Source organism: Kitasatospora sp. NPDC001660, from assembly GCF_053596725.1.
Genome location: NZ_JBSFGU010000036.1, coordinates 41,935 through 56,325, shown reverse-complemented (window position 1 = coordinate 56,325; position 14,391 = coordinate 41,935). Strand labels below are relative to the sequence as shown.

The window sequence follows — 14,391 nt, the reverse complement described above, 5'->3', positions numbered from 1 at the left end:
GCGAACGGCACTGCTTCGTGGGGGAGTTCGTGGTTCCTTGCGGAAGCTCGCGCGAACGGCCCGACGCCGTCGGCGGGTTGGTGGCGGCGCTCGGGTCAGGAGGCCGGCCGGAGGTGGTGGCGCAGGGCGCCGAGCAGGCCGTCGAAGGCGGCTTCGGCGGCGCAGTCCGGGAAGCGGTCCCGGTCCCAGGCCAGGCGGATCAGCAGGTCGTCGCCGTGCGAGGCGGAGACTGCGAGCGGCACGGGCAGGGGCCGCCCGGTCAGGTGGGTCTCGCGGCCGGGGACGCCGTCGAGGGCGAGCGGCGGGCGGCGGTGCAGGTCCTCCAGGGTGAGGAGGCCGTCCTGCGCGCCGTTCCAGGCGGCGCCGGCCGCGCGGGCGGCGCGGACCACCTCGTCGAACGGGGTGTCGGCGTGGTCGAGGTCGTCCCACCAGCCGTCGGCGAGCGCGTCCAGGTCCTCGGTCGGGCCCGGGAGCGCCGGGTGGACGAGGGTGTTGATGAAGCAGCCGAGCGCGGCGGGCGCGCCGGGCGGACGGCCGCCCCACGGGTAGCCGAGGGCGAGCGGGCCGTCGGTGCCGTACAGGCGGTGGGCGGCCACGGCGACGGCGTCCAGCAGGGCGGGGAAGACCGAGCCGCGGGAGGCGCCGGGCACGCGCTCGGTGAGCATGCCGGTGGAGTACGCCGCGCCTGCGGCCGTGGTGGTGAGGCCGCCGAGCCGCTCGCCCCAGTGGGCGTGCGCGGCGGAGGTGGACGCGGCGTCCTCGGCGGCGAGCTGGCGCTCGACGGCCTCGTGGTAGGCGGCGAGGGCGGCCTCCTCGGGGCCGGTGGCGGGCTCGGCGTCCGCCGCGTAGGCGTCCTCCAGTTCGGCCGTGACGGCGCCGAGTGACTGCTCGTCGCAGGCCGCGTGGTCGAGCGCGACGGCGAGCAACTCCTCGTCGCCGTCCGGCTCCTCGACCACCAGCAGGCGCAGTGCGGGTCCGTCGGCCGGCCAGTCGAGGAGAGCCTCGCGCAGCGCCTCGCGGGCGGAGCCGCCGGGGGCGACGGCCACCCGGGCGGCCTCGGCCGACGGACCGCCGACGCGCAGCACGGGGGTGGCGCGCACGTTCGCGAAGGCGCCGCAGAGCGCCGGGTGCCGGGCGGCCACGGTGATGGCGGCGCGCCGCAGCCGGGGCAGGTCGACGGTGCCGCGCGGGTAGGCGAAGAATACCGGTACGGTCTCGGGGCGGCCGCCGGGCGTGAGGCGGCGGGTGATCAGGAAGCGCCGCTGGGCGCCGGTCAGCGGGAGGAGGGTCCCCGGCGCGTCGGCGGCGAGGGTGCGGTAGCGGGCGAGGTAGGCGGCGGTGATGCTGGGGGCACCGGTGGCGGTGCTGCTGGCGTGCACGGGACGGTCTCCGGTCTCCGGGTCTCGGTCTCGGTTCGGGTTCAGGGCGTGGGGCTCACGGCCGCCTCGGGCGCGTCGGACGCCTCGGGCCCTTCCGCCGCCGGCAGGTCGCGCATGCGGCGCAGCGGCGAGAGCAGCAGCGGCACGGGCACGAGCAGGAAGCCCGCCGCGCAGAGCCACAGCGCGGTGCGCGGGCCGGCCGTGTCGGCGACGGCGCCGCCGGTGAGCGCGCCGAGCGGCAGCGTGCCCCAGACGAGGAAGCGCATGGTGGCGTTCATCCGGCCGAGCAGGTCGGGCGGGCAGACGGACTGGCGGAAGCTCACCTGGGCGACGTTGTAGGCGACCGCGCCGAACAGCACCACGGCCGAGCCGGCGCCGAACAGCACGACGCCCGCGCCGCCGCCGGTCAGTGGCCACAGCACGGCGAACGGCCCGGTCACGACCGGGGCGAGCCAGATCAGCCGGGCCTGTCCGACGCCGCGGGCCAGCGGCCCGGCGCACAGCGCCCCGGCGAGGCCGCCGACGGCGGAGGCCGACAGCAGCACGCCGATGGCACCGGGCGGGAGGTCGAGCACGCGCACCCAGAAGACGGTCTGCACGGCCATGAGCACGGCGGCGAACAGGTTGGAGACTGCGGTGGCGGCGGCGATCACCCGCAGCAGCGGGTGCCCGAGCACGAACCGCACGCCCTCGCCCACCTCGGCGCGCAGCGACCGCCCGGGCGCCGGCTCCGGCCGGGGCTCCTCGGCCCGGATCCGGGTGAGCAGCAGGGCGGAGGCCAGGTAGCCGAACGCGTCGGCGACGATCGCGAGCGGCGCGCCGAGCAGTTGGACGAGTCCGCCGCCGAGCCCGGGCCCGGCGATCTGGGCCGAGGAGCGGACGGTCTCCAGCGCGCCGTTCCCGCCCACGAGGTGCTCGCGCGGCAGGACGGTCGGCAGGAAGGACTGGTGGGCGACATCGAAGAAGACCGTCGCCACGCCGGTGACCAGCGCCACCACGTAGAGCTGGGCCATCGTCAGCACGCCGAGCGCGGCGGCCGGCGGAATGGACCCGACGGCCGCGCAGCGCACGAGGTCGGCGCGGATCAGCACCGGCAGCTTGCGCATCCGGTCGAGCCAGGCCCCGGCGGGCAGGCCGACCAGCAGGAAGGCGGCGGTCTCGGCGGCGGTGAGCAGGCCGACCTGGAACGGGTCGGCGTCCAGCACCACCACGGCGACCAGGGGGAGGGCGACCAGGGTCACCTGACTGCCCGTCTGGGCCGCGGCGGCGCCCGAGAGCAGGAGCCGGAAGTCACGGTGACCGAGGAGGCGACTGCGGGGAGGGGAGGGCGTCTTGCTCTTCTCGTTCATCAGTACGACTCTCGGTCACCGATTCGACGCTGGGCAACCGACGGGTTCGTTTCCGGACGAAGCGAGTGCCGACCCGATCCCGCCACCTCCCTGACCGGCGTTGACGCGCGTATCCGCCCCGCGGGCACGCCGACGGCCCGCTGCCCAGGAGAAACCGGCCCTTCGGCCGACCGGCCGCCCCCGGCGCGTCGCGTCCGGACCTCGTTCCGCTATACGGACGCGCCCTTTCCAGCCATCGGACGAATGCGCTCAACTTGGCCGGATTTCAGTGATGTTCTGACGTTTGGCCATCTCCGCGTGAACCGACCCACCTCCGGTTTCCGTTCAAACGACCACGGCGCGCAGCCGCTTCTTGTCGGGCTTGCCCACCGACGTCAGCGGGATCTCGTCCACCACGTGCAGGGCCTCCGGCGCGTACATCCGGCCCTTGCGCGCCGTCACGAACTCGCGCACCTCGTCGAGCTCCGGCCGCTTCCCCGGCGCGGCGACGACGGCGACGTGGACGTGCTCGACCTCCTGGCGGTCGCGCACGCCGAAGACCGCGCACTGGGCGATCGCGGGGTGGGTGAGCAGGAGGTCCTCGACGTCGGACGGGTAGACGTGCCCGCCGACGACGATGATCACGTCCTTGAGCCGGTCGGCGAGGTAGAGGTAGCCGTCCTCGTCGAGGTAGCCGATGTCCCCGGTGTCGAGCCAGCCGTCGCGCAGCACCTCGGCGGTGAGGTCGGGCAGCTTCCAGTAGCCGGCCATGACCGTGGCCGAGCGGACGTGGATCTCGCCCTGCTCCCCCACCGGCAGCTCGGTGCCGTCGGCCGCCCGGATGGCCACCTCGACGCCCGGGAGGGGGCGGCCCACCGAGATCTGGCCGCCGTGCCCGACGCGGTCGTGCTCGTGCGGGAGGAGGACCGCGATGTTCTGCGCCTCCGACTGCCCGTAGCCGCTCACCAGCACCGGGCCGAACACCTTGAGCGCCTCGCGGATCCGCGTCGGCGAGGCCGCACAGCCGCCGTAGAGGACCCGGGCCAGGCTCGACAGGTCGGTGCGGCCGATGGCCGGGTGGTCGAGCAGCCGGTAGAGCAGCGGCGGCAGCACCCACAGGTCGGTGATGCGCTCGCGCTCGACCGCCGCCAGCACGTCGCCCGGGTCGAACGAGCGCTGGAGGACGACCGAACCTCCGTGGTAGAGCGCGAGGTCGGTGAACACCCCGGCGAGGTGGGCGAGCGAGGTGGCGGCGAGGAACCGGGGCGCGGTGCCGCTCCCGTACGGCGACGCGTCGAACATCCGCCGGTAGGGACCGTGCAGGCTGCGGATGCCCTTGGGGATGCCGGTGGTGCCGCCGGTGTGGCGGATGCCCCAGTCGTCGTCCGGGCCGATCCGGACGGCCGGCGGATCGGCCGGCTGCCGGGCGGAAGCGGCCACGACGTCCTCGCCGACGCCGCCGGGCCCGAGCGCGAGGACCGTCGGGACGTCGACCAGGGGCAGCAACTCCTCGGCCACCGCGTACCGTTCGGCGTCGACGAGCAGCACGACCGTGTCGACGCTCGTCACGATCTCGGCCATCGTCGGGGCGCTCATGCCCTCGTACAGGCTGACCAGGCGCGCGCCCGCGAGGCTCGCGGCGTAGCGGGCGCTCATCGCCTCGGCGGTGTTGCCGGTGAGCAGGGTGACGGTGACACCGCGCGCCGCGCCGCGGTCGGCGAGTTCGCGGGCGAGGCGGTAGGTGGCGGCGACGAAGTCGCCGGCCGTGATGTCCGCACCGTCGGCGGTGGTGATCGCCCGGCGGGTGGGGTCGGCGGCCAGGGCGCCCAGGATCAGTTCGGGGGCACTGACGAAGTCCGGCTGGTCCATGACTGCTGCTTCCTCACGTTCTTCCGCGGGGTGGTCCTCAGGGCCTTCTCGATTCCTTCAACGCTGTGCAATCGCACCATAACGCCATGTCCCTGAAGGTTTCCGGGAGTTCGACCACCGTCTCCGGTCGCCCTGGGGATCCGGGTCACCGGACGAACCGCGCCGCGCCGGGGCCGGACAGCAGGCCGGCGGGCACCCGGCGGCCGTAGGCGAGGAGCAGGAGCTCCTGGGCGCGGCCCTCGACGAGGTCCGCGCCGTCGCCGTAGTGCCAGTCCGCGTCGACGGCCCGCAGGCGGACGCCGTCGAGGCTCGCGCCGAAGAAACGCAGGCCACGTGGGGTGATCGCGTCCAGCAGCGCGGTGACGCGCGGGAGCGGGAGGCGGGCCGGCAGGCCGAGCGCCACGGTGATGTCGAGGCCGTGGACGGCGTCGTGCGCCAGGCCGGCGATCCGGCCGCCGACCGGCGGGCGCCACGGGTGCCCGGCGTTGTCGCGGAGCGCGGCCGCGATCCGGTCCTCGGTCAGGGCGGCGGCGTCCCGGCGGGCCACCCGGTCCGCCATGCGGTGGATCGACCCGCCCGCGCGGACGAGGTCCAGCAGCGTCCGGGCGGTGGAGTGGCGGAAGCCGGTACTCATGTGGGCGGCGACCTCACGGACCGTCCAACCGGCGCACAGCGACGGCGAGTTCCACTGGTCGGCGGTCAGGGAGTCGAGCACGTCGGCGAGTTCCCGGCGCTCGGCCGCGATCTGCTCGCGCAGCCACTCGGGACCCTGGTGTCGCAACACGGTTTGCATGCCCCCAGCCTGCGCGCGCAACCGTCCGCACGTCCAAGACCTGGATCTTCTTCCCGCGATAATCGACGGTTATGGAACTCCGGCAGCTCATCTACTTCGTCACCGTGGCCCGGGAGGGCAGTTTCACCCGGGCGGCCGAACTGCTGCACCTCAGCCAACCCGGCGTCAGCGCGCAGATCCGGCAGCTGGAGAAGGAGCTGGGCCAGCAGCTGCTCGACCGCTCCGGCCGCCGCGTCGGGCTGACCCCGGCCGGCGCGGCCGTCCTCCCGCACGCCCGGGCCGCCCTCGCCGCGGCCGAGGCCGCACGGCGCGCGGCGCAGGAGTTCGGCGGCCTGCGGCGCGGGCGCGTCCGGCTCGGGACGGTTGCCGGCGCCGCCCTCTCCACCTCCGGCGCCCTCCCGGCACTGCCCGGTCTCGCGACGACGCTCGCCGCGTTCCGCCGGGAGCACCCCGGCATCGACCTCTCCCTCACCGAGGACACCACCGGCCACCTGCTCGCCGAACTCCGCGCCGGCCGCCTCGACCTCGCCGTCGCCGGACTCCCCGCCCCCGCGAGCGGCCGCCCCGACGACGACGGCTGGGACACCCTGGCCGGCCTCGCCCTGAATCCGGTCCTGGAGATCCCCCTCGCCGCGGCTCTCCCCCACGATCACCCGCTGGCCGGCGACGGCCCGCTCCCGGTCGCCGAACTCGCGGGCCACGCCCTGGTCAGCACCCCGCGCGGCACCGGCCTGCGCGCCGCCCTGGAACGCGCCTGCGCCGAGGCCGGCACCACCCCGGCCATCGCCGTCGAGGCCGCCGCCCCGGCCCATCTCGTCGAACTGGCCGCCCACGGCATGGGCGTGGCCGTCCTCCCCGCGCCGGCCCACGAGACCGACCTGCTCATCCGCCCCCTGACGTCCCCGGTCCCCCTCGCCCGGATCGCGCTCGTCCACCCCACCGACCGCCCACCCGCACCCCCGACGGCCGCCTTCCTCGCCCACCTGCGAAGGGCGTACGCGCCCGTGACGAACCCGGCTCCGGGCGGGGTGATACCCGCGTGACGACCGGCTGATCATCGGCGATGCCACAGAACTGCCAACGCCTGCGGCGGTCCTCCGTAATGGAGGACCGCCGCAGATCCTTGTGCACGGCGTCGGGTTCCGAGCTCAGCAGGGCCGCCTCGGCCGCGGCCTTGACCGCAGGCCCGCCGTCCTGCCAGAACGCGACGACCTGGCCGCGCTCGGTCAGCGGAACCACCGCGTGACCGGGCACGGGATCCGCCGCAATTGCGGGCGTGCTCCCCACCAGACCGGCCACCAAGGCCAGCGGCAGAAGGCGCAGGCTGAGCACCGCGGATATCGAATGCCCACCCCGCCTTCGCCGCCTGGGCCGGACAATCAATCCATCCACCAGAGACCCCTCCGAGATCATTCCGGGCACAGTTCGGCCGCCGAGCACAGCCACACATGATCGATCGCCAGAAATCGGTCGAACGCACCCGACCTGACGTGGCGCCACCTCGATCGATCGACTCCACCCCAGGTCAGCGCCTCGGCAAAGTCGGGCAAAGAGCAACCAATGCCCCCATGTCCGCAAATGCGGCTCATTGCAGCGCGACACAAACGGGCACCCCGTCGGCGATTCCTGCTCCGGCAATGCTCTAGACTGCGGCTCGCAAATGCGTCAGGGGGGACGCAAAATGACGGGCAGCCAACTGCTTCGTCCGCTTCCCGCGCATCGAGCCACTCCGTTTCCGGACCCGCCGGCCCTCTACGCGAGGGAACCGGCCCGTCCGGTCGGAGCCTTCAAACGCCTTGAGAGGAATGCGAGATGAAGAGCGCCATATTCCGTTGGCTGGTCGCGGGCGCCGTGACTGTCACGACCACGGTCGGCGTCGCCACACTGGCCTCCGCCGACAGCACCGCATCCGCGGGAAGCAGCGCCGCCGCGCCGCCCGCCGTGGAGGACTTCTCCTACCCCGGCACGTCCCCCTACCCGCAGCTCAAGCTCGTCCGTGGCGACGGTCACATCGTCCTGGCGGACTGCAACACCGCCACTCAGATCCAGCTGTGGAGCCGCGCCGTCCCCAGCCCCAGCGGCGGCCCCGGCGTGTGCTTCCGCGTCACCGGCACCACCGGCTACCTGGCCCTGGAGCTCCCGCAGACCTTCATGATCCAGACCGGTGACAAGGCCGTGCGCGCCAACCTCACCTCCGAGGGCATCGGACAGAGCGTCGACGTCGCCAAGAACAGCGCCACCCCGGTCGGCGAGGCCCTCGGCCAGAAGCCCACCATGCTCGTCGAGCTGCGCATCACCGGCTGACGGCCCCGCCGGCCCGCCGAACAACCGCTGCTCGACCACCCACCGACCCGACACGGGATCACCCAATGAAGCACCGCATACGCAACTGGACCGCGGTCCTCACCGTCGCCGCCGCAGGCGTCCTCGGCCTGAACGCACTCGCCGCGGCCGACACCACACCGCCCCCGCCCCCGGGCGGCTCCTCCGAACCACCTGCGGCCGTCGAGGACTTCGCCTACCCGGGCGCGGACGCGGTCACCCGCGTCAAGCTGCTGCGCGGCGACGGCGGCGTCACGCTGACCGACTGCACCAAGTCCTCCCAGATCCAGCTGTGGACCCGCGCGCCGGACAACCCCGACAACAAGGTCTGCTTCACCGCGACCGCCACGAGCGGTTTCCTCACCCTGCAACTGCCCGACGTGTTCGCCGTGCAGACCAACGGCCGCGCACTGCACGCCAGCCTCACCGCCGACGGCACCACCCAGAGCCTGGACGTGCCCAAGGACGGCTTCCAGGCCGTCGGCGAAGGCCTCGGCCAGAGCCCGACCACGGTGGTCGAGCTGCGCGTCACCGGCTGACCACACCGGCCCCATTTTCCTTCCTGAATCACTGACTTGCTGACGGGAGCTCACAGAATGCTTCGTACCACCTCCACCCGGCGACGGGCCGGCGTGCTGGCGGCGGCTGCGGCCGTCGGCGCGCTCACGACCTTCTCCGGCACCCCGGCCGGCGCCGTCGTCGGCGACCAGGCCGCCGACGGCTCGTACGCCTACACCGCCAAGCTGACCATCGGCGACTCCGTGCGCGCCTGCACCGGCACGCTGGTGGACCCCTACTGGGTGCTGACCGCGGCGTCCTGCTTCTCCGACGACCCCGCCCAGCCCGGCACCCTCCAGGCCGGAGCGCCGAAGTGGAAGACCACCGCCACCATCGGGCGCACCGACACGGCCGGGCGGGTGCGCGACGTGGTGGAACTGGCGCCGCGTCAGGACCGCGACCTGGTGCTGGCCCGCCTTGCCTCTCCGGTGCAGGGCGTCGCCGTGCTGCCGCTGGCGACGGCCGCGCCGATGACCGGCCAGACGCTGCGCGTGGCCGGCTACGGCCGCACCAAGGACGACTGGGTGCCCACCCGGGCGCACACGGGCGTCTTCAGCCTGGACGCGGTGCAGGCGACCGGCATCGACACCACCGGTGTGAACGGCGCCGCCGTGTGCAAGGGCGACACCGGCGCCCCCGTCATCCGCGAGACCAACGGCAAGGCCGAACTGGCGGCCGTCGCCTCCCGCTCCTGGCAGGGCGGCTGCCTCGGCAGCACCGAGACCCGCACCGGCGCCTACGACGTGCGCGTCGACGACCTCGGCGCATGGGTGAAGTCGGTGACGGCCCGTCCGCTGCCCGCGCCCACGCCCGGGACGCTGCGCTGGTTCCAGTCCGACGACGCGATGTCGAGCTTCGCGACCCGGGCGGCGTTCGACTACGGCAACGCGCCGATGATCCCGCTGGCCGGCAACTGGAGCGGCGGCCCCGGCGGTGACACCGCGGGCGCCTACGACCCCACCACCGCCCACTTCTTCCTGACCGACGACGCCGGCAGCTCCACCAGCACCCGGGACATCTACTTCGGCGACCCCGGCGACCAGCCGGTGGTCGGCCGCTGGGACGGCGGGCGCACCACCGAGATCGGCGTCTACCGGCCCGCCAACGCCACCTTCTACCTGCGCCACCACGACGGCTCGGTGACGTCGTTCGTCCTCGGCGACGGCGGCAACTGGAAGCCGGTGGCCGGCGACTGGACCCACAAGGGCTACGACACGCCCGGCCTGTTCAACCCCGCCACCAACACCTTCTACCTGGTGAACTCCAACCACGGGGGCAACGCCGACATCACCATCCCCCTCGGAGACTCCGGCGACCTGCCGATCGCCGGGGACTGGAACGGCAGCGGCACCACCCAGGTCGGTGTCTACCGGCCGGGCAACAGCACGTTCTACTTCCGCGCCGCCGACGGGAGCGTCTCCAAGGTCCCCTACGGCGACACGGGCATGCTGCCGGTCACTGGTGACTGGAACGGCGACGGTCGCGCCACCCAGGCCGTGGTGGTCACCGGCCGCTGAACCAGCACCCGTGCGGCCCCGCCTCGCCCCCCGGGCGGGCGGGGCCGTCCGCTTGCTCAGGCGTACCGGAGGTACTGGTAGGTGCGGCCGCCCTGGGTGACGGTGCCCGTGATCGTCCAGCCGGCGGGGACCCCGGGGGCGCAGTGGGGCACGCGGTGGCGGACGGCTGCCGTACGTCACGCCCCGGGTTCAGCGCTCCTTGCCGATCAATGGAACGGGAGGGGAACCGGAGCGACTCCACGCGAGCCCGGCGGAAACTGCCGCGACACCGTGCGCAGACGGGTGTTAGCTTCCGTGCCATGCAACCCCTGAACGAGAACGAGATCCGCGGATCCTTCGTCAACTGCTCCAAAGGCGAGGCCCGCCGGCTCAACCTCCCCCGGGGGCTGGCCGAACTCCCCTGGGAGCAGCTGGACTTCCTCGGCTGGCGGGATCCGGGTGCGCCCGACCGCGCCTACCTGGTGGCCCACAGCGGCGGCGAACTCGTCGGCGTCACCCTGCAGGTGCCGTCGGTGCGCCGAAGCCTCACCAAGAGCAACGTGTGCTCGTTGTGCGTCACCGCCCACGCCGGCTCCGGCGTCGCACTGCTGGCCGCCCGCCGGGCCGGTGCCGCCGGGCGCGAGGGCGACTCCGTCGGCAGCTACATCTGCGCCGACCTCGCGTGCTCGCTGTACGTGCGCGGGTTGAAGAAGTCCACGCTGGTCACCCGCCCCAACGAGTCGCTGCCCGTGGAGGAGCAGATCGCCCGCACGGTGGGCAACCTCGACGCGTTCCTCGCCAAGGTTCTCACCGACTCCGCCGGGTAGTACCGACGGCGTACGCGACGGCGCCCGCCGCCAGGACGGCGGCGCCGGTGGCCACCGACGACAGTGGCAGCGCGAACGCCAGGGCCAGGCAGCCGGCCAGGCCGAGCGCGGGAACGACCAGCGGCGGGCGCCCCTCGGCCCGCGTCAGCGTCCACGCGGAGGCGTTCGCGATCGCGTAATAGGCCAGCACGCCGAAGGACGAGAACCCGATCGCCCCGCGCAGGTCCACCGTCGCCGCCGCGACGGCCACCACCGCGCCGACGGCGAGTTCGGCCCGGTGCGGTACCTGGAAACGCGGGTGGACCGCCGCCAGCGCGTGCGGCAGGTGGCGGTCCCGGGCCATCGCGAGCGTCGTCCGGGACACCCCGAGGATCAGCGCCAGCAGCGAACCGAGCGCCGCCACCGCCGCACCCACGCGCACCACCGGGGCCAGCCCGTCGGCGCCCGCCACCCGCACCGCCTCGGACAGCGGCGCGGCGGCGGCCGCCAGCCGCTCGGGCCCGAGGACGGCCAGGACGGCAACGGCGACGAGCGCGTACACGACGAGCGTGATGCCGAGGGCGAGCGGGATCGCCCGCGGAATCGTGCGGGCCGGGTCGCGGACCTCCTCCCCGAGGGTGGCGATCCGCGCGTAGCCGGCGAAGGCGAAGAACAGGAGGCCCGCGGCCTGCAACACCCCGTGGAACGACGCGTCGGCGCCGACGTCCAGCCGGGCCGCGTCCGCATCACCCGACGTCAGAGCCGCCACCACGACGGCCGCGAGCACCGCGAGCACCACGGCGACGATCGCCCGGGTGAGCCACGCGGACTTCTGCACGCCGGCGTAGTTCACCGCCGTCAGCGCCACGACGGCCGCCACCGCCACCGCGTGCTCCCGGCCCGGCCAGACGTAGCCGCCCACGGTCAGTGCCATCGCCGCGCACGACGCGGTCTTGCCGACGACGAACCCCCACCCGGCCAGGTAGCCCCAGAACTCCCCCAGCCGCTCGCGCCCGTACACGTACGTCCCGCCCGACTGCGGGTACCGGGCGGCCAGCCGCGCGGACGAGGTCGCGTTGCAGTACGCCACGACCGCCGCGAGCGCCAGCCCGAGCAGCAGCCCGGACCCGGCCGCCCCTGCGGCGGGCGCCAGGGCGGCGAAGATGCCCGCCCCGATCATCGACCCCAGCCCGACGACGACGGCGTCGAACACCCCCAGCTGACGCCTCAGTCCACCCGAGGCGTTCGCGGCCGGTGGCTGTCCCATGGCTGGCTCCCGTGTCGATCTCCGATGCCGGGGCACCCTACCCCAGCCTGGGAAACGGACCTCGCACCCGGCCTCGGCTCAGGCCCGTCGCCCCGTCAGCGAACGGGTCGGCCGTCGCGGCGGATGACGTGCGGGAGCAGCCCGCCGACCTCTTCGGCGACCGCGTCGAGCAGGTCGGCGCCGAACACGCAGATGGACTTCTCCGACGGGTGCCCGAAGATGCCGAAGCGGAGGTCCTCGGCGAGCTGGACGGAGTAGTTCCCGTCCGGGTACGGGCTGAGCGGCCAGCCCTGCCACGCCTGCCCCTCGACGACGCGGGGCTTGGACGCGTCGGCCGGCACGAGGTCCGGGCGGAGGCGGTAGGACGTGTGCGGCTGGTCCAGGAGCCAGAGCGACTCGCCGGGCCGGCAACATCGGGCGAGGCCGTCCTGCACCACGCCGACGAGGCGGTCGAGCTTCCGGTACCCCGGGTCGTCGTCCAGCGATTCGAGGCTCCACGTCACCGACGGCGTGGGCTCCGAGATGCCGGGAATGACGGACGTGTCGGGTCGGAAGTCGAACGCGGCCTGGAAACGGTTCCAGATCTCGCCGTGCTCAGGGTCGTTGAGTCGCCGCAGGGCCTCGGTGGTCATGGGGGTGAACTTATCAAGGTCTGTCGCCCGTGTTACCACCCCCGCAGCTGTCGGGGCCTCACCGCCGCCTCTGCTCATACCACCTGGTCAGTGGACTCCGCCGGTCGGCGAACAACCCATGGGGTGGTCCGTCGCGACGACCGTGGGCCGACTGGGACGACGGCGGCCAGGAATCCGTAACTCGCCGGCTCCTGGCCGCACTTCACGAGTCGCCATTCGGCGACGGATTCGGACCGCCGCGGCGGCGACGGCCCGGCGGTCGATCTTGCCCGAGGCGAGGCCTTCATCTCCCTCACGCGCACTCTCTGACCCGACACTCACCCGACAGTCGGGCCTTGTACAGGTTGGCCGGCCGCCTCGAAGAGCAGCTTCGCGGCCACCGTCGCCCCGTCCGTCCGGATCGTGCGCGCCACAACCTTCGCCCGTTCACGGGTCTCCGACGTCAGGACCACCTCCAGCGCCGCCGACAGCGACTCGACCGTCGGCGCCGGTCCCGCGTGCGCCACGCCGATCCCCAGCTCGGCCACCCGCGACGCCCAGTACGGCTGGTCCGCAATCAGCGGAACGATCACCTGCGGCGCTCCCGCCCGGGACGCCGTCGTCGTCGTGCCCGCGCCACCGTGGTGCACGACGGCCGCCACCCGCCGGAACAGCACCTGCTGGTTGACCTCGCCCACCACGAAGCAGTCCTCTCCATCGTCGACCAGCCCCAGCCCGGCCCACCCGCTCCCGACGACCACCCGACGCCCGTGCGCGCGACTCGCCTCGATCGCGACCCGGGCGACGTCCTTCGGCGCGTACGACGCCATGCTCCCGAAGCCCACGTACACCGGCGGCTCGCCGGAGTCCAGGAACGCCTCCAGGTCGTCCGGCAGCGGACGGTCGTCCGGCAGGATCCACGCCCCGGTCTGCAGCAGCTCCAGGTCCGTCATGCCCTCCGACGGGCACAGCGTCGGGTCGGCCGCCAGCCAGGGCCGCTCGCCGAAGACGTGATCACGGACGTTGTCCACCGGCGGCAGCCCGATCGCCGCCCGTCCACGGTTGAGCGCCTCGCGGTACAGGCCGTTCACGCGCTCGCCGTCCTCCTTCCACAGCACCCGGAGGTCGGTCTCGTCCTCCGACGACGGCGGGCCCGGGCGCCGACCGGGACGGAAGTGCCGCGAGGGCATCCCGGCGATGTGGAAGCACGCGAACACGTACGGGATGCCCAGCTCCTCCGCCACGTCCCGCACGCCCGCCGGCATCAGCCCGGTCGCGAGCAACACGTCACACCCGCCCTCCGCCGCCGCGGCGAGGGTCTCGAACCGCGCCTCGACCAGCGCCGGGGCGAGCCGGAACGCGTCCTGCGCCGTCGGCGGCTTCGGGTTGGAGACGATCGACTTCACCGTCGGGCCGAGCGGCACCAGCGGCACGCCGGTCCGCTCCAGGAGCGCCACGAAGTCCTCGTCCGGCGGCGCACAGACCGCCGCCTCCGCCCCGAGGTTCTGCAATTCCACCGCCAGCGCCACCAGCGGTTCGACGTCTCCGCGCGATCCCCAGCTCGTCAACAACGCGCGCATTTTTCGGCTCCCGTTTCCGCAGGTCAAGGCCTTCAGGCCGACGATTGTGCGGCACAACGGGGGCCTTGCCGCAAGCCCCCCGGGGCGTTGTATTCTGATAGCGGCAGGGAGAGCTTTCTCCTTGCCTTTCCTGTTTTTTAAAGTAGTTGCCCAGGGCCGGACGCCCGTGCTCGAATCGCCGCCGTGAACGTCCTCCTCCGCACCGAGCGCATGACGCTCCGCCGCTTCACCGCCGCGGACGGGCTGTCGCTGATCCGCACTTTCTTCGAGGAGTGGCCGGAGTACATCGAGGGCGCCGAGCAGGGCGACGTCGAATACGCGATCACGCGCGAGACCTGGGCCCATCGAAATCCCCGGACGTGAAGCGTCCCCCTCGATAAAG

Annotated in this window: 13 protein-coding genes and 1 pseudogene; 6 read left to right on the top strand and 8 right to left on the bottom strand. The window is 73.6% G+C overall.

Translation table 11 applies throughout. The features are described from left to right. Positions 1-95 precede the first annotated feature (95 nt). The 4 genes from ACWCXH_RS29630 to ACWCXH_RS29615 form a co-directional block, all read right to left on the bottom strand. Complete coding sequence (locus ACWCXH_RS29630; protein WP_449804554.1) at positions 96-1,379, bottom strand: non-ribosomal peptide synthetase; 1,284 nt, start codon at positions 1,377-1,379, stop codon at positions 96-98. Positions 1,380-1,420: 41 nt separating this feature from the next. Then, positions 1,421-2,728, bottom strand: a complete 1,308-nt coding sequence (locus ACWCXH_RS29625) for an MFS transporter (protein ID WP_449804553.1) — start codon at positions 2,726-2,728, stop codon at positions 1,421-1,423. Between the two features lie 324 nt (positions 2,729-3,052). After that, the gene (locus ACWCXH_RS29620; protein WP_449804552.1) at positions 3,053-4,576 is read right to left on the bottom strand and encodes an AMP-binding protein; all 1,524 of its coding nucleotides are present in this window, start codon (positions 4,574-4,576) and stop codon (positions 3,053-3,055) included. 145 nt (positions 4,577-4,721) lie between these two features. After that, entirely contained in the window at positions 4,722-5,369 is a 648-nt protein-coding gene (locus tag ACWCXH_RS29615) for a maleylpyruvate isomerase family mycothiol-dependent enzyme (RefSeq protein WP_449804551.1), read from the bottom strand. 71 nt (positions 5,370-5,440) lie between these two features. Here ACWCXH_RS29615 and ACWCXH_RS29610 point away from each other — a divergent pair, with 71 nt between their 5' ends. Further along, entirely contained in the window at positions 5,441-6,412 is a 972-nt protein-coding gene (locus ACWCXH_RS29610; RefSeq protein ID WP_449804550.1) for a LysR family transcriptional regulator, read from the top strand. Between the two features lie 94 nt (positions 6,413-6,506). Here the strand turns inward: ACWCXH_RS29610 and ACWCXH_RS29605 are convergent. Then, positions 6,507-6,782: pseudogene (locus tag ACWCXH_RS29605) on the bottom strand (hypothetical protein); the annotation flags it as partial. A gap of 399 nt (positions 6,783-7,181) precedes the next feature. Here ACWCXH_RS29605 and ACWCXH_RS29600 point away from each other — a divergent pair. From ACWCXH_RS29600 to ACWCXH_RS29585, 4 genes are all read left to right on the top strand, one after another. Then, on the top strand, positions 7,182-7,673 hold the full coding sequence (locus ACWCXH_RS29600; protein WP_449804549.1) for a hypothetical protein: 492 nt from the start codon (positions 7,182-7,184) through the stop codon (positions 7,671-7,673). Positions 7,674-7,738: 65 nt separating this feature from the next. After that, the gene (locus tag ACWCXH_RS29595) at positions 7,739-8,230 is read left to right on the top strand and encodes a hypothetical protein (protein ID WP_449804548.1); all 492 of its coding nucleotides are present in this window, start codon (positions 7,739-7,741) and stop codon (positions 8,228-8,230) included. 57 nt (positions 8,231-8,287) lie between these two features. Next, the gene (locus ACWCXH_RS29590; RefSeq protein ID WP_449804547.1) at positions 8,288-9,766 is read left to right on the top strand and encodes a S1 family peptidase; all 1,479 of its coding nucleotides are present in this window, start codon (positions 8,288-8,290) and stop codon (positions 9,764-9,766) included. Positions 9,767-10,065: 299 nt separating this feature from the next. Continuing rightward, the gene (locus ACWCXH_RS29585) at positions 10,066-10,572 is read left to right on the top strand and encodes an FBP domain-containing protein (protein ID WP_449804546.1); all 507 of its coding nucleotides are present in this window, start codon (positions 10,066-10,068) and stop codon (positions 10,570-10,572) included. On the opposite strand, the gene ACWCXH_RS29580 is transcribed toward ACWCXH_RS29585, so the two are convergent. The 3 genes from ACWCXH_RS29580 to ACWCXH_RS29570 form a co-directional block, all read right to left on the bottom strand. After that, on the bottom strand, positions 10,553-11,818 hold the full coding sequence (locus ACWCXH_RS29580) for an APC family permease (protein ID WP_449804545.1): 1,266 nt from the start codon (positions 11,816-11,818) through the stop codon (positions 10,553-10,555). The genes ACWCXH_RS29585 and ACWCXH_RS29580 overlap by 20 nt on opposite strands. A gap of 95 nt (positions 11,819-11,913) precedes the next feature. Beyond that, a complete protein-coding gene (locus ACWCXH_RS29575) occupies positions 11,914-12,450 on the bottom strand; it encodes a DUF2716 domain-containing protein (RefSeq protein WP_449804544.1) in 537 nt (178 codons plus the stop codon). Between the two features lie 317 nt (positions 12,451-12,767). Next, positions 12,768-14,009, bottom strand: a complete 1,242-nt coding sequence (locus ACWCXH_RS29570) for a glycosyltransferase (protein ID WP_449804543.1) — start codon at positions 14,007-14,009, stop codon at positions 12,768-12,770. Positions 14,010-14,192: 183 nt separating this feature from the next. Here ACWCXH_RS29570 and ACWCXH_RS29565 point away from each other — a divergent pair, with 183 nt between their 5' ends. Continuing rightward, complete coding sequence (locus ACWCXH_RS29565; protein WP_449804542.1) at positions 14,193-14,372, top strand: hypothetical protein; 180 nt, start codon at positions 14,193-14,195, stop codon at positions 14,370-14,372. The last annotated feature ends 19 nt before the right edge of the window (positions 14,373-14,391 follow it).

What these genes read in the sequence shown, in the direction of transcription:
- ACWCXH_RS29625 (WP_449804553.1), bottom strand. Translation starts at nt 2,728, where the DNA reads ATGAACGAGAAGAGCAAGACGCCCTCCCCTCCCCGCAGTCGCCTCCTC.
- ACWCXH_RS29620 (WP_449804552.1), bottom strand. Translation starts at nt 4,576, where the DNA reads ATGGACCAGCCGGACTTCGTCAGTGCCCCCGAACTGATCCTGGGCGCC.
- ACWCXH_RS29615 (WP_449804551.1), bottom strand. Translation starts at nt 5,369, where the DNA reads ATGCAAACCGTGTTGCGACACCAGGGTCCCGAGTGGCTGCGCGAGCAG.
- ACWCXH_RS29610 (WP_449804550.1), top strand. Translation starts at nt 5,441, where the DNA reads ATGGAACTCCGGCAGCTCATCTACTTCGTCACCGTGGCCCGGGAGGGC.
- ACWCXH_RS29600 (WP_449804549.1), top strand. Translation starts at nt 7,182, where the DNA reads ATGAAGAGCGCCATATTCCGTTGGCTGGTCGCGGGCGCCGTGACTGTC.
- ACWCXH_RS29595 (WP_449804548.1), top strand. Translation starts at nt 7,739, where the DNA reads ATGAAGCACCGCATACGCAACTGGACCGCGGTCCTCACCGTCGCCGCC.
- ACWCXH_RS29590 (WP_449804547.1), top strand. Translation starts at nt 8,288, where the DNA reads ATGCTTCGTACCACCTCCACCCGGCGACGGGCCGGCGTGCTGGCGGCG.
- ACWCXH_RS29585 (WP_449804546.1), top strand. Translation starts at nt 10,066, where the DNA reads ATGCAACCCCTGAACGAGAACGAGATCCGCGGATCCTTCGTCAACTGC.
- ACWCXH_RS29580 (WP_449804545.1), bottom strand. Translation starts at nt 11,818, where the DNA reads ATGGGACAGCCACCGGCCGCGAACGCCTCGGGTGGACTGAGGCGTCAG.
- ACWCXH_RS29575 (WP_449804544.1), bottom strand. Translation starts at nt 12,450, where the DNA reads ATGACCACCGAGGCCCTGCGGCGACTCAACGACCCTGAGCACGGCGAG.
- ACWCXH_RS29570 (WP_449804543.1), bottom strand. Translation starts at nt 14,009, where the DNA reads ATGCGCGCGTTGTTGACGAGCTGGGGATCGCGCGGAGACGTCGAACCG.